The organism is Acidithiobacillus sp., assembly GCF_027322205.1.
GTDB lineage: Bacteria > Pseudomonadota > Gammaproteobacteria > Acidithiobacillales > Acidithiobacillaceae > Acidithiobacillus.
Genome location: NZ_DAHVHY010000010.1, coordinates 1 through 14,126, shown reverse-complemented (window position 1 = coordinate 14,126; position 14,126 = coordinate 1). Strand labels below are relative to the sequence as shown.

Below are 14,126 nucleotides of genomic sequence, written 5' to 3'. Positions count from 1 at the left end.
GCACTCTTCTCTACAGCGCTCAGGAGGCGTTGGCGTGGGATGAGGCGGCTGGGGTTTTGGTGAGCCTGTGGGTCTGCCTGACACTTGGGCAAGGCACAGAACGCCGACAATGGTCGGCACCAACGCCAGCGACTTCAGCATACACGTCAAGAGATACGGACGTCCACAGGCGTAATTGATCCTCAGAAAAACCGGCGGTTTTGGCGCCCGCCGCTGCCATGAGCGGGCGCCGAATGAGGAGTGGGTCGGACAGCATCGCGGCGAGTGCCCCGGCTTCCGTAAACGCCTCCGGAACGATCTCTCCCGACTTTACCCGCGGCGAGGCCGGGTTGAACCACTCGGCGACTGGTCGATCCGCAAAATAGGGGCGCAGGGTTGCCGCCGTCCAGGCGGTCTTCAATAAGTCATGTACCTCCAGCACACAGCCTGCGGCCGTCAACAGTGCTTTCTGCCGCGCATTATTGGCACAGCCTGGTTTTTCGTAGAATAAGACACGCAACGGTATGCTGGCTGGCAACTGCTCATGATCCGCCCGCTCACCCCAGGTCAGAAGCTGATCCACCTGCGCCGCGATTTCTTTCTGAACCGCGGAGTCCAGACGCTTCAGCCAGGCATTGGGAAGCCCGTAGATCCCGTACAGGCCTCCTGCCAGCATTCCCGCGATGGCGCCCGTGGTGTCCGCATCCCCACCCTGATTTACCACCGTCATCAGGCAGTCTTTAAAATTATCGGTATGAAGCAGCGCATACAGGACGGCACGCACCGTATCCACAATATAGGGCGTAGGTGCCTGGGGAATTTCTTTGAAATCGAATTCCGGGTACCGTGCAACCAGTGCATCCGCCAGGCGCCGCACGGCTGAAACGCCGTCACCGCGCAGCGCGCAGCGCAACATCTCCCCCAGCGTCAGGGTGGCGATATCCGACAGCGGGTGATGGTGGGTCAGATGCGCCTGTTCCGCACTGATCTGCCGGAAGGCCGCGGGGGCGTCCAGGGTGGCCAGCACCACGGGGAGATTGCGTACGCACGCACCATTGCCGGCATCCCATTCCGCCGGTTCGGCGGCGGTACTGCCGTTGAGCATAAAGCGCCGGATTCCCCGGCGGCAGGTATTGCCCACATCCACGGGATGGCCGCGCAACCACTGCACCATCCCCTCGCCAAAGCGGGTAATGGACCATTGTTCATCGGCAAGGATGCTCCGCCCCAACACCAGACACATCTGGGTATCGTCGGTCACCTGTCCGGGCTGCAAATGCAGCCAACCGCCACCGATCATATTGCGGTGGACGCCATATTCCTCCCGAATTTCCGTGGGACTCATGAACTCCACCGTCGCGCCCAGGGCATCCCCGACCGCCAATCCCAGGTAGGCACCTAATGCTCTCTCCCGCAAGTCATAGCCCATTTCTCGTCCTCAGTAATAGTGCATGTGTGCCGCGTATTCACCGCCGATCACCAGATACTCACTCTCCGCTTGGAGGGCGCGACATGGCAGCAGGCCCTTGAAGAAGAGCAGTTTTACCAAAGGTACTTCCACCTCCATTATGCAATCGCCGAATGCGCCAGCCACATCTCTGTCGTCGCTGAAGGACACCAGATTGTTCAGCCGGATCACCCCCTGCCGCGCTCCGGCCTTCCAGAGAATAGGATGTTCGGCAAAATCATTGGTTCCCCGGAACAAGCGCAGATGCCGTTGTCCGGATGCCAGAAAACGTCGCGCCGACCATTGTGCGAATTCAAACAAAAGGTCAAGCTGCAACCAGATCGCATTGTTATCAAATCGCCCTGACATTTTGTCGGTCATATACTGAATCCAAGCGGCATCACCCACACGGCCGATCACTTGCCGGTGAAAGTTCGGCGCGATCCCGAACCGGCTCTCCACCCAGCCCTTCATGACCGCACCTTCCGGCGAATTGCTGTCATATCCCCAACCTTTGAGCAGGCGTAAATAGCTGGCCCTGAAGCGTCGGCCCTTCGTCCGGTCATGTCCGCCAGCAAAAATCTCTTCCATGTACGCCTGGAAGACCTGTCCCGCCTCGCCCTGTTCCCGCACCAGAGACAATCCCTGGAAAAGCGCAGGGTGCCCATCGCGCACCCCGGCGATATGTAGCGGCATCGGGAACGCATGAAATTCAGCGCTGATCAACAGCCCGGACGGAATCCCGGTCAGATTGCTACCGGGATTGGCGACCGGTGAACGGGCGGGGCGCTGCTCCTCTGGTGGGTTCGCGGCTGACAAAAGCGTCCTTGCGGCGACTAATTCTGCAACACGGCAGCCACCTTGGCGCGGATATCTTCGAGCCGCAGGGGCTTATGGAGGAACACGAATCCTTTACTGATTACGGGCTGGCTCAGGGCGGAACGCGCTTCCCCCACCACGAGCATCAGTCGTGCCTTGGGAAATTGTTCGCTCACCATCTCCACGGTCAACCTGCCGTCGTCCAGCAGCGCCTCGCCGAGAATGATCAGGTCAGGCGGCCAATCCTGAGCCTTGGCGACAGCGGCCTGGAGACTGGCGATTTCGTGGGTTTCATATTCATCATGAAGCATGAATTGCACTGCCATGCGCCCGATTTCATCCGTATCCAGCACAAAAATGCGCCGATTACCCACCGCGAGATTACAATCCACACCGATCTGCATATCGTCCTCCCAAAACTGAGCAAGCCTTCCTGCTTGAATGGGTAATCAAAGCAGGTTTTATGCCATACATTTCCAGCCCCGCGTTTATATCCCGAATAGCTTCCAGCCGGAAAGCGAAAAAATCTTTCCGTCGACCAGACAAGGTACTAAGTCATTCAAACAAAACCGTGTTTGTTGGGCCTTAACCAGGTTGCCTCCATGACCCAATAGCAGCGCGGTGAGTTGCATAACTCGGTCAATGCTGTGGGGTTCCTGACATAGAAAGCGCATTTTGTAGGTTTTCAAACAGCCTGCAAGGCTCTGCCAGAAAGGTACGATTTTATATATAAAACAGTTCATTATATGGTTACGTACAGGTCTGGCACGCCCCTTGCAACAGCGAGGACGGAAAGCGACTCTTCCCCGTTTTTGGGGGCTTCCACCTGGCAAGTTAGTCATTTTTGAAACAGGAGACATGGCAATGAGTGACAAACTAAGGCAAATCGCCTTTTATGGTAAGGGAGGCATTGGCAAGTCCACCACCTCCCAGAATACCCTGGCAGCCCTTACGGAAATGGGCCAAAAGATTCTCATCGTTGGCTGCGATCCCAAAGCTGACTCCACCCGTTTGATTCTCCACTCCAAAGCGCAGGACACCGTACTGAGCCTCGCGGCTGAAGCGGGCAGCGTGGAGGATCTGGAAATCGAAGACGTTATGAAGGTCGGGTATCGCGACATTCGCTGCGTGGAATCCGGTGGACCGGAGCCGGGCGTGGGTTGCGCCGGGCGTGGCGTTATCACATCCATCAACTTCCTGGAGGAAAATGGTGCCTATGACGGCGTCGATTACGTCTCCTACGACGTGTTGGGCGACGTGGTGTGTGGCGGATTCGCGATGCCTATTCGTGAAAACAAGGCGCAGGAAATCTACATCGTCATGTCTGGCGAAATGATGGCCATGTATGCCGCCAACAACATCTCCAAGGGTATTCTCAAGTACGCCAATTCGGGCGGCGTGCGTCTGGGGGGGCTGGTGTGTAACGAACGCCAGACCGACAAGGAACTGGAATTGGCGGAAGCCCTGGCTGGCAAGCTGGGTACCAAGCTCATTCACTTCGTGCCCCGCGACAACATCGTGCAGCATGCGGAACTGCGGCGGATGACGGTGCTGGAATACGCACCGGAATCCAAGCAGGCCGAGGAGTACCGTCAGTTGGCACAGAAAATCCATGCCAACGGCGGTAACGGCACGATTCCGACCCCGATCACCATGGACGAGCTGGAAGATATGCTCATGGAGTTCGGCATCATGAGTGCAGTAGACGAGAGCGTGATCGGCAAATCAGCCGCCGAACTGGCTGCTGCGGTCTGATGGATAGAGGGCATCTGCTATCAGGCGGCTGCCCTCTCTTTTTCTCGCTAAAGGAGAGATGTGATGAGCATTACCGCTGAAGAAACCCGGGAGCAGATTGTCGCCGAAACCAAGACGCGCAATCGTGCCCTGATTGATGAAGTTCTCAAGGTCTATCCGGAAAAAACTGCCAAAAGACGCGCCAAACACCTGAACGTCTATGAGGAAGGTAAATCGGATTGCGGCGTCAAATCCAATATCAAGTCGGTGCCCGGCGTGATGACCATTCGTGGTTGTGCCTATGCGGGTTCCAAGGGCGTCGTCTGGGGCCCGATCAAGGACATGATTCATATTTCCCATGGACCCGTCGGTTGCGGCCAGTATTCCTGGGCCTCACGCCGTAACTATTATATTGGCACCACGGGTGTGGATACCTTTGTCACGATGCAGTTCACCTCCGATTTTCAGGAAAAAGACATCGTTTTCGGTGGCGACAAGAAACTCGAAAAGATCATGGATGAAATCGAGGATCTCTTCCCGCTGAACCACGGTATTACCGTGCAATCGGAATGCCCCATCGGCCTGATCGGAGACGACATCGAAGCGGTATCCAAGAAGAAGTCGAAGGAATACGGTGGTAAAACCATTGTTCCGGTGCGTTGTGAGGGCTTCCGGGGGGTATCCCAATCGCTCGGCCACCATATCGCCAACGACAGCATCCGTGACTATGTCTTCGAGAAGCAAGGCGCAGAACCCAAGGCTTTTGAAAAGACCCCTTATGATGTTGCCATTATTGGTGACTATAACATCGGCGGCGATGCCTGGAGTTCACGCATCCTGCTGGAAGAAATGGGTCTGCGGGTGATTGCCCAGTGGTCCGGTGATGGTTCTCTGGCTGAATTGGAGAATACCCCCATGGCCAAATTGAATGTCCTGCACTGTTATCGCTCCATGAACTATATCTCCCGCTACATGGAAGAAAAGCATGGCGTGCCGTGGGTCGAGTACAACTTCTTCGGACCTTCCAAAATTGCCGAGTCCTTGCGGACGATCGCCAGTTATTTTGATGATCACATCAAGGAAGGCGCCGAGCGGGTCATTGAGAAATACAACCGCCTCACCGAGGAAGTGATCGCCAAATACCGGCCTCGTCTGGAAGGCAGAACGGTCATGCTTTTTGTCGGCGGCTTGCGTCCTCGCCATGTCATCGGCGCCTATGAAGATCTCGGTATGAATGTGGTGGGAACCGGCTATGAATTCGGCCACAACGACGACTATCAGCGTACCACCCATTATGTGAAAGACGGCACGCTGATTTATGACGACGTGACCGGTTACGAGTTTGAAAAGATGGTGGAAACCATCCAGCCTGATCTCGTGGGTTCCGGCATCAAGGAAAAGTATGTCTTCCAGAAAATGGGCGTACCTTTCCGGCAGATGCACTCCTGGGACTATTCCGGTCCTTATCACGGCTATGACGGCTTCGCCATCTTCGCCCGGGATATGGATATGGCCATCAACAACCCGGTGTGGAGTTTGACCAAAACGCCCTGGGAGTAAGCACCGTGGGGGCGGCAGGTGCCGCCCGCTTATCGGCGGATAACGGACCGCCCCAACGATCGAATGAGGAATAACGCCATGAGTCAGAACGCTGAAAAGGTGCTTGATCACTTCAACCTGTTCCGTGAACCGGAATACCAGGAGATGCTCAAGAACAAGAAGGAACAATTTGAGAATCCCGAGCCTGCCGACAAGCTCGTGCAGGTCCGTGAGTGGACAAAGACGTGGGAATATCGGGAAAAGAATTTTGCCCGTGAGGCCTTGACGGTAAATCCGGCCAAGGCCTGCCAGCCTCTGGGTGCCGTGTTTGCGGCGGTGGGCTTTGAGAGCACCATGCCTTTTGTGCATGGATCACAGGGTTGCGTCGCTTATTATCGCAGTCATCTGAGCCGGCATTTTAAGGAGCCCACTTCCTGTGTGTCTTCTTCCATGACCGAAGATGCCGCGGTATTCGGCGGCCTTAACAACATGATTGACGGCCTCGCCAATACCTACGCCATGTACAAACCCAAGATGATTGCCGTTTCCACCACCTGTATGGCGGAAGTGATCGGTGACGACCTGAACGCCTTCATCAAAACCTCCAAGGAAAAGGGCAGCGTACCAGAAGAATATGATGTGCCTTTCGCCCATACTCCGGCCTTCGTCGGCAGCCATATCACCGGCTATGACAATGCTCTGAAGGGTGTACTGGCGCATTTTTGGGACGGCAAGGCGGGTACCGTACCCGCACTCGTGCGCGAACCCAACGAGAAGATCAACTTCATTGGCGGCTTTGACGGTTATACCGTCGGCAACACCCGGGAAGTGAAGCGCATCCTGGACCTCATGAACCTGGAATATACGATCCTGGCCGACACCAGCGATGTTTTTGATACGCCGAGCGACGGGAAATTCCGCATGTATGACGGCGGCACCACTCTGGAAGATACGGCCGCTTCCCTGAATGCCAAAGCGACTTTCTCCATGCAGGAATATTGCACCGAAAAGACCCTGCCTTTCATCGCCGAGCATGGTCAGGAAGTTGTCGCCCTGAATTGCCCCATCGGCGTGTCTGGCACCGATAAATTCATTATGGAATTGTCCCGTGTCAGCGGCAAAGCGATTCCCGATGAACTGAAAAAGGAACGCGGGCGTCTGGTGGATGCCATTGCCGATTCCACGGCGCACATTCATGGCAAAAAGTTCGCCATCTACGGTGATCCGGACCAGTGCCTCGGTCTGGCGGCCTTCCTGATGGAACTGGGCGGCGAACCCACCCATGTGCTGGCTACCAATGGGTCCAAGCATTGGGCGGCGAAAGTACAGGCATTGTTCGACAGCTCACCCTTCGGCAAGGATTGTCATGTCTATGCCGGCAAGGATCTCTGGCATATGCGCAGCCTGCTGTTCACCGAGCCGGTGGATTTCCTCTTCGGCAATACTTACGGGAAATATCTCGAACGCGATACGGGCACGCCCCTTATCCGTTACGGCTTCCCGATATTCGATCGCCATCATCATCACCGTTATCCCATTTGGGGCTATCAGGGCGGCCTGAATATGCTGGTTCGCATATTGGACAAGATTTTTGATGAGATCGACAACAACAGTAATGTGCCGAGTCAGAGCGATTACAGTTTCGACATTATTCGGTAATCCCTCCGGTCAGGCCGGCCATCCGGCGGCGCCAAGGCGCCGCCATCCATTCTGACTTAGCAGGGGGTGCTTTATGTTGCAGAACAAAATCCAGGACGTTTTTAATGAGCCGGGATGCAGCAAGAACCAGAGCAAGTCCGACAAAGAGCGTAAAAAGGGCTGCACCAAGGCGCTGCAGCCGGGCGGTGCGGCCGGTGGTTGCGCTTTCGATGGTGCGAAAATCGCCCTGCAACCCATTACCGACGTCGCCCACCTGGTCCACGGTCCCATCGCCTGTGAGGGCAACTCCTGGGATAACCGCGGTTCAAAATCGTCTGGTTCACAACTGTATCGCACCAGCTTTACCACCGACATCAATGAGCTGGATGTAGTCTACGGCGGCGAAAAACACCTCTTCAAGTCCATCAAAGAGGTAATCGATAAATACGATCCGCCGGCGGTGTTTGTCTATCAGACCTGCGTGCCGGCGATGATCGGGGACGATATCGAGGCCGTCTGTAAAGCGGCGAGCCAAAAATTTGCAAAGCCCGTCATTCCCGTCAATTCCCCCGGTTTTGTCGGCGCCAAGAATCTCGGCAACAAGCTGGCGGGAGAGGCCCTGCTGGATTATGTGATCGGCACGGAAGAGCCCGAATATAGTACGCCCTATGACATCAATATCATTGGCGAATACAATCTTTCCGGTGAACTCTGGCAGGTCAAACCGCTCCTCGATCATTTGGGGATCCGGGTAACCTGCTGCATCAGTGGTGACGCCAAATATCACGACGTGGCGCAATCCCATCGCGCCAGGGCCAATATGATGGTCTGCTCTAAATCCATGATCAATATCGCACGCAAAATGGAAGAGCGTTATCAGATTCCGTTCTTTGAAGGGTCCTTTTATGGCATCTCCGATACCACGGAATCTCTGCGGGAGATCACCCGCCTGCTGATCCAGCAGGGTGCCCCGGCAGAACTCCACGACCGCACCGAAGCGCTGATCGCCCGGGAAGAGGCCAGGGCCTGGCAACGTATCGCTGAATATACCCATCGCCTGCGCGGCAAACGGGTGCTGCTCTTTACGGGGGGCGTTAAATCCTGGTCGGTGGTGTCTGCATTGCAGGAAGGCGGGATGGAGGTGGTGGGGACCAGCGTCAAGAAATCCACCAAGGAAGACAAAGAAAAAATAAAGGAAATCATGGGTCAGGACGCGCATATGATTGATGACCTGACGCCGCGGGAAATGTACAAGATGTTTCAGGAGGCGCGTGCGGATGTGTTGCTGTCGGGCGGACGCTCACAATTTGCCGCCCTCAAAAACAAAATGCCCTGGGTGGACATCAACCAGGAGCGTCATCACGCCTATAACGGTTACGAAGGGATGGTCAATCTGGTGAAACAGATCGATTTGGCCCTCTACAATCCCATGTGGACCTTATTGCGCAAACCCGCGCCCTGGGATATGCGGGAGGCACGGACATGAGCACCGTCATTCAGAGCCGCAAAGCATGCACGGTCAACCCCCTCAAAATGAGCCAGCCCATCGGTGGCGCCCTGGCCTTCATGGGCATCGCCGACTGCATGCCCATGCTGCATGGTTCCCAGGGCTGTACCGCCTTTGGTCTGGTGCTCTTTCAGCGGCATTTCAATGAGGGCATTCCCATGCAGACCACCGCCATGAGTGAGGTGGCGACGGTCATGGGCGGGCTGGATAATATCGGTATCGCTATTCTCAGTATTCAGCAGCGCACCAAACCAGCCATCATCGGCATCTGTTCCACCGGCGTCACCGAGACCAAAGGCGATGATGTGGATGGTTATCTCAAAAACTTTCGCGCTACCCATCCCGAACTGGACCAGTTAGCCCTGGTTTACGTCTCTACCCCGGACTTCAAGGATGCTTTTCAGGACGGCTGGGCAAAGGCCGTGGAGAGCATGGTGAAAGGGTTGGCTGAACCCAGCAGCGCGCGCCGGGAGGGTTCCGTCAACTTCCTCGTGGGGTCCCACCTCACCGCCGCGGACATCGAAGAACTCCGGGAAATCAGTGAATCCTTCGGGCTGGAAGCGACCATCCTGCCCGATATTTCCGGGTCTATGGACGGCCACATTCCGGACGACTTCACGCCCAACACCCTGGGCGGCACATCAGTGGATGCCATCCGGCGCATGGGTGAGGCGGAACTGACTATTGCCCTGGGCGAACAAATGCGTCCTGCGGCAGAAGCCCTGATGACCAAGACCGGCCAGCCTTATGTGCTTTTCGATCGCATTACCGGCATCGAAGCGACGGATCAGTTATTGGACTGCCTGAGCCAGTTGAGCGGACAACCGGTACCTGGCAAATATCGTCGCCAACGCAGCCAGTTGATCGACGCCATGCTCGACAGTCATTTTTTCTTCGGCGGCAAAAAAATCGCCATCGGCGCCGAGCCTGACCTGCTCTGGAATATCGGATCGTGGTTCAACGAAATGGGGGCGATCATCACGGCTGCAGTGACCACCACCCACTCGCCGTTACTCGAACAGATGCCTTGTGAAGAAGTGCTCATCGGTGATCTGGAAGACCTGGAGGCGCGGAGTGCGGGCTGTGACCTGCTCATCACCCACTCCCATGGACGGCAGGCGGCGGCGCGGCTGGATATCGCTTTCCTGCGCATGGGACTGCCTATTTTTGACCAGCTCGGCGCCTCTCATCGTCTGTCCCTCGGCTATCGCGGTGCCCGCGATCTGACCTTCGAGATCGGTAACCTGTTAATGGCACAGGAAGAGGAAAATCGTCCGGATAGTTGGCCATTACCCATGGAGGATCACGATGCACATGCGCCGTTTGCGTTTGGTTAAGGATGCGGAACGCAGTAGTCACTTTTTATCTGGTCAAAGCCCAGGAGGCACCATGAAAGTCGCATTTTCAACTCAGGATATGCAGAGAGTCGATGCCCATTTTGGTTGGGCAAAAAACATCGCCATTTATGAGCTCAGTGCAGAAGGTCACCATTTTCTGGAGGCCGTGCAATTTGACGGTGAACTTGCCGAGGATGGCAACGAAGACAAGCTGGCCCCCAAGCTGGAAGCCATCAAAGATTGCGCCATTTTATATGTGGCGGCTATTGGCGGCTCCGGTGCGGCGCGGGTGGTGGCCATGAAAATTCATCCCATCAAGGTGAATGAACCGGAACCCATCAATGAAATACTCGACAAGCTGCAGGTCGTATTACAGGGAACTCCACCCCCCTGGCTCCGCAAGGTCATGAACAAGGGTGCAGAAAAAGCGTTTAATTTTGATGACGAAGAGGAGTTAAGTCATGCCTGAGAATACTGCAGTGGCGGTGGTTTTGCCGGAAGAGTCCCTGTTTTTTCGCGAATTGGTCAAGCAGTGGCGGGCACAGGATAGCTATGGTGCCTGGGAAAAAAAGTCCGATACCGAACTGCTGGCACCCTATGTGCTGGATAAGGAACAGCGCCGGGCGATACCCATCATTGGTGACCCTGATCCCGAAATACTATGGCGGGTGGAACTTTTTTATAACGCCGTGGGGCTGGCTACGGAGCGTGCTTCCGGAGTCATGGTGTCGCCCATGATGAAAATGAGTCATGAAGGCTTTGGCCGCATGGTGCTGATTGCCGGACGGCTGATCGTGGTCAACAAACAGTTGCGCGATGTGCATCGTTTTGGCTTCCCCAGCATGGAAAAACTGGCCGAAGAAGGTGACAAACTGGTGGCAGGTGCCCTGGAAATGATCGAGAAATTTCCGGAGGTGGCCCGCTTTTGACCCTTGAACCAGCGTAGCTCACGCTTATGGTTCATCAGCGCATAGGAGTATGACGCCATGTCTGTATTAATGGAGATGTTACCGGTAGTAGAGGAACAGACCAATCACTGGGAGTTGATTGTGGACGAAAAAGACGCGTTGAAAACAGAAATCAAACGGCTCAATGCCCAGGCCACCCAGGCCAAAATGGATCTTCACGATCTGGCCGAAGATTTGCCCGTCGGCTGGGAGAATATTCTGGAACTGGCGAATCGTACCTACGCCGCCTACCGCGATCTGACGGCAGCCAGGGCGCGGCTCGCGTCCTTCCCCGGGGGATGACGGCATGCACGACATAACCGGCATCACCAAGGGCGGGCTCGGCTGGACACCCCAGTTTGTCGAACATATCAATGAAGAAAAGTGCATCGGCTGCGGGCGCTGTTTCCGCGCCTGTGGTCGGGATGTGCTGAACCTTATTGGTATCACTGAAGACGGGGAACTGGTGGCGGCGGACGATGACGAGGCGGAACGCAAATTCATGACGATTGCGCATCCGGAAAAATGCATTGGCTGCGAGGCCTGCTCCCGGGTTTGCCCCAAGGACTGCTATACCCACGCATCCATGTCCCTAGCGGTCAGCGTCTCAGCATAGCGATTCACAGAGGGAGTGCCTCAATGAAGACTGCCATATATGACATTCTGATGTCCGGCCGCAACCCGGATGAGGCATTCTCTGATGCACGTTTTTTTGCGCTGTGTATCAGCCATCGCGCCATGGCACCCAAGGGCAACATCAGCATGGCGCTTGGCCTGGAGATCAGGCAACTGAGCCATCTGTTTTCTCGTTATTTCCCGCGGATAGAGGCATCGCGCTCAACCGCACAATGCACGAAGGTCTATCTCCATAACGCTGCAGGCGGTACTTTTCTGTGTCAATGTCTGGGGAAAGAAAACAAAGGATCCATGCGAAATGAGGAAACCGGCGATCTGGTTAAGCTCTTGCTGGATCACCGTGCCAGCGTTAATCAGGCCACTGAGTGGGTAGCGGCCATTCTCGCTGCGGGTTGCCTGGGCGATGATCACTTGTGGCAGGACCTGGGCCTGACGAATCGTGAGGACCTCAGTGACATTATTAAACACCATTTTCCGGGACTGTATTTCAAAAATACCGGCAATATGAAATGGAAGAAGTTCTTTTATAAGCAGTTGTGTGACCAGGCTGAAGTCCGCCTCTGCCAGGCACCCAGTTGCAATGTTTGTAATGATTATGCCCAGTGCTTCGGCCCGGAAGATGCCAGTGGTTGGAACCTGCTGGCTGCCCAGGGCTAAAAACCTATAAGCATCCGCAACCCGATCAGGATGCAATATTTTACCTCTACCTATACGGAGTCATTTATGTCCATTAGCATCGAACAAAGCGCATTTGCAGGGCTCGACACTCAGAAAAGACTGCTGAACCAGGTATTCAAGGGAGAACTGAATGCGCAGGGACGCTTCGGTTTTCGCGGCGAACTGGCTATCAAATTTGCCACCGCCGTGGCCGATGAAGCACGTCCACCGGAACTCCTCGCGCAACAAGTCATCAGTTCGGCAGAGCCGGGCGCCAAAAAGATTTCTTTTTTATCCTGCTATCTTCTGTCTTTTGGTTATCTGGATGCACTGGTAACGGCACTGGCCGAATATCTGGAACCCTCCGGTAAGTATTTTATTTACTGCAACAATATCGACTTCAGCAAGCGTTACCATCTAGAGTACAAGGGTATTCCATTTTATATCCTGCCGCTGGATGAAGCGACGGTCTACAATGAACTGCTGGACTTGTTCGGACTGGAACGCAACGACCTCAAAAAGCTCGACACGGCGGGCAAGATCAATCGTATCGCCGAGAGCGCCTTGCAATACAGTAGCGTATTCCCCGAGATCAGCTATGCAGACTGCCTGGCGGGCATGGGTCCGGTACGTGATCCCGGCGAAAACCGCCCTGTATAAACGCTTTGCCATTGTTTTAGTGAAAACCCGGATACCCAGCGGTCTCCGGGTTTTTGACATTCCAGCCCTGCCCCGTGATGTTCGTTTTCTTGCAAAACTATCCTGGGAGATGTAGAGAAACCAACAAAATGCCCTAATGACACCTCAACATCCGTTGTTAATCATCATAATAACAATAAGTTGATAACAAATCCCAAAGCTGGCCCAAGTCTTGCAGTAAAGCATACAGGAACCCCTGTCGCGTAAGGAGTATGTCATGCTGATATTGACGGAAAAAGCCATTGATGTCGTAAAGAATCTGCTTGCCGAGAATCCTGAAGCGAGCGGATTACGGGTTGCGGTGACCGGAGGCGGTTGTTCCGGTTATCAATATGGAATGGGATTGGAGGCCGAAGCAGGCGCCGAGGACACCGTGGTGGCGATAGAGGGTGTGCCGGTTTATGTGGACAACGCCAGCGCCACGCTGCTTAGCGGGGTCGTCATTGACTATGTGGACGAACTCAGCGGCAGCGGCTTCCGTTTCGAAAACCCCAATGCTACGGGGACCTGCGGTTGCGGGTCATCATTCACCACGGGAGACGAAGCCTCCGCTTCCTCAGCCTCCTCCTGCGGACATCGGAGCTGACGCCATGTGGGATTATACCGATAAAGTCAAAGATTTATTTTTCAACCCCAAGAATACCGGGGTCCTGGAAGAAGCCAACGCGGTCGGCGAGGTCGGCTCCATCAGTTGCGGCGATGCCCTGCGCCTGATGCTCAAGGTAGACCCGGATACGGATGTCATTCTGGATGCCCGCTTCCAAACTTTTGGCTGCGGCTCCGCCATCGCCTCGTCATCGGCGTTGACTGAACTGATCAAGGGCAAGACGCTGGATGAAGCGCTCAAAATCACCAATCAGGACATCGCTGAGTTTTTGGGCGGGCTTCCTCCGGAGAAAATGCATTGTTCCGTTATGGGTGCTGAGGCCCTGCACGCCGCTATCGCCAATTACCGCGGCGAAGAATGGGCAGATGATCACGAAGAAGGCGCGCTGGTATGTAAATGCTTCGCCATTGACTCGGCGCTCATTGAGAAGGTGGCCAGGGAAAACCATTTGTCGACGGTCGAAGAGATCACTTTCTATACCAAGGCGGGCGGCGGTTGCCAGAGCTGCCATGAGCAGATCGAAGATATCCTCGCGGCAGTAAACGGCAGCGCGCCGCTACCGGTGGTGGCGGTGAAACCC

The 14,126-nt window shown here is 55.2% G+C and carries 16 protein-coding genes; 13 read left to right on the top strand and 3 right to left on the bottom strand.

Translation table 11 applies throughout. From position 1 onward, the window contains the following. Positions 1-19: 19 nt before the first annotated feature. From draG to M7F93_RS02985, 3 genes are read right to left on the bottom strand one after another with little or no spacing between them, the layout of a single operon-like run. Entirely contained in the window at positions 20-1,408 is a 1,389-nt protein-coding gene (draG, locus tag M7F93_RS02995) for an ADP-ribosyl-[dinitrogen reductase] hydrolase (RefSeq protein WP_298168844.1), read from the bottom strand. Positions 1,409-1,417: 9 nt separating this feature from the next. Then, positions 1,418-2,245 carry an NAD(+)--dinitrogen-reductase ADP-D-ribosyltransferase gene (locus M7F93_RS02990; RefSeq protein ID WP_298168842.1) on the bottom strand — a complete coding sequence of 276 codons (828 nt, stop codon included), beginning with the start codon at positions 2,243-2,245 and terminating at the stop codon, positions 1,418-1,420. Between the two features lie 17 nt (positions 2,246-2,262). Continuing rightward, the gene (locus M7F93_RS02985; RefSeq protein WP_298168839.1) at positions 2,263-2,649 is read right to left on the bottom strand and encodes a response regulator; all 387 of its coding nucleotides are present in this window, start codon (positions 2,647-2,649) and stop codon (positions 2,263-2,265) included. Between the two features lie 460 nt (positions 2,650-3,109). Here M7F93_RS02985 and nifH point away from each other — a divergent pair, with 460 nt between their 5' ends. The 13 genes from nifH to nifU all read left to right on the top strand — a co-directional run. Continuing rightward, complete coding sequence (nifH, locus tag M7F93_RS02980; RefSeq protein ID WP_291522654.1) at positions 3,110-4,000, top strand: nitrogenase iron protein; 891 nt, start codon at positions 3,110-3,112, stop codon at positions 3,998-4,000. Positions 4,001-4,063: 63 nt separating this feature from the next. Beyond that, on the top strand, positions 4,064-5,539 hold the full coding sequence (gene nifD, locus M7F93_RS02975; protein ID WP_298168832.1) for a nitrogenase molybdenum-iron protein alpha chain: 1,476 nt from the start codon (positions 4,064-4,066) through the stop codon (positions 5,537-5,539). Between the two features lie 78 nt (positions 5,540-5,617). Continuing rightward, a complete protein-coding gene (nifK, locus tag M7F93_RS02970; RefSeq protein ID WP_298168829.1) occupies positions 5,618-7,177 on the top strand; it encodes a nitrogenase molybdenum-iron protein subunit beta in 1,560 nt (519 codons plus the stop codon). A 73-nt stretch (positions 7,178-7,250) separates the two neighbouring features. Further along, on the top strand, positions 7,251-8,642 hold the full coding sequence (nifE, locus tag M7F93_RS02965; protein ID WP_298168826.1) for a nitrogenase iron-molybdenum cofactor biosynthesis protein NifE: 1,392 nt from the start codon (positions 7,251-7,253) through the stop codon (positions 8,640-8,642). Further along, complete coding sequence (nifN, locus tag M7F93_RS02960; protein ID WP_298168823.1) at positions 8,639-10,000, top strand: nitrogenase iron-molybdenum cofactor biosynthesis protein NifN; 1,362 nt, start codon at positions 8,639-8,641, stop codon at positions 9,998-10,000. The genes nifE and nifN overlap by 4 nt, the downstream gene beginning before the upstream one ends. Before the next feature lie 52 nt (positions 10,001-10,052). Next, positions 10,053-10,469 (top strand): nitrogen fixation protein NifX, encoded by a 417-nt coding sequence (gene nifX, locus M7F93_RS02955; protein ID WP_215850269.1) that lies wholly within the window; start codon positions 10,053-10,055, stop codon positions 10,467-10,469. Beyond that, positions 10,462-10,929: a NifX-associated nitrogen fixation protein gene (locus tag M7F93_RS02950; protein WP_298168814.1), complete on the top strand. Its 468-nt coding sequence runs from the start codon at positions 10,462-10,464 to the stop codon at positions 10,927-10,929. The genes nifX and M7F93_RS02950 overlap by 8 nt, the downstream gene beginning before the upstream one ends. A 57-nt stretch (positions 10,930-10,986) precedes the next feature. Beyond that, a complete protein-coding gene (locus tag M7F93_RS02945; protein ID WP_291508417.1) occupies positions 10,987-11,250 on the top strand; it encodes a CCE_0567 family metalloprotein in 264 nt (87 codons plus the stop codon). Between the two features lie 4 nt (positions 11,251-11,254). Further along, entirely contained in the window at positions 11,255-11,563 is a 309-nt protein-coding gene (gene fdxB, locus M7F93_RS02940) for a ferredoxin III, nif-specific (RefSeq protein ID WP_291508416.1), read from the top strand. A 23-nt stretch (positions 11,564-11,586) separates the two neighbouring features. Then, positions 11,587-12,240 (top strand): nitrogen fixation protein NifQ, encoded by a 654-nt coding sequence (locus tag M7F93_RS02935; RefSeq protein WP_298168804.1) that lies wholly within the window; start codon positions 11,587-11,589, stop codon positions 12,238-12,240. 66 nt (positions 12,241-12,306) lie between these two features. Further along, the gene (locus M7F93_RS02930) at positions 12,307-12,900 is read left to right on the top strand and encodes a hypothetical protein (RefSeq protein ID WP_298168801.1); all 594 of its coding nucleotides are present in this window, start codon (positions 12,307-12,309) and stop codon (positions 12,898-12,900) included. Positions 12,901-13,156: 256 nt separating this feature from the next. Next, a complete protein-coding gene (locus tag M7F93_RS02925; RefSeq protein WP_215876751.1) occupies positions 13,157-13,525 on the top strand; it encodes a HesB/IscA family protein in 369 nt (122 codons plus the stop codon). Between the two features lie 4 nt (positions 13,526-13,529). Then, positions 13,530-14,126, top strand: a 597-nt coding sequence (gene nifU / locus M7F93_RS02920) for a Fe-S cluster assembly protein NifU (RefSeq protein WP_298168798.1), incomplete at its 3' end; no start/stop codon positions are given.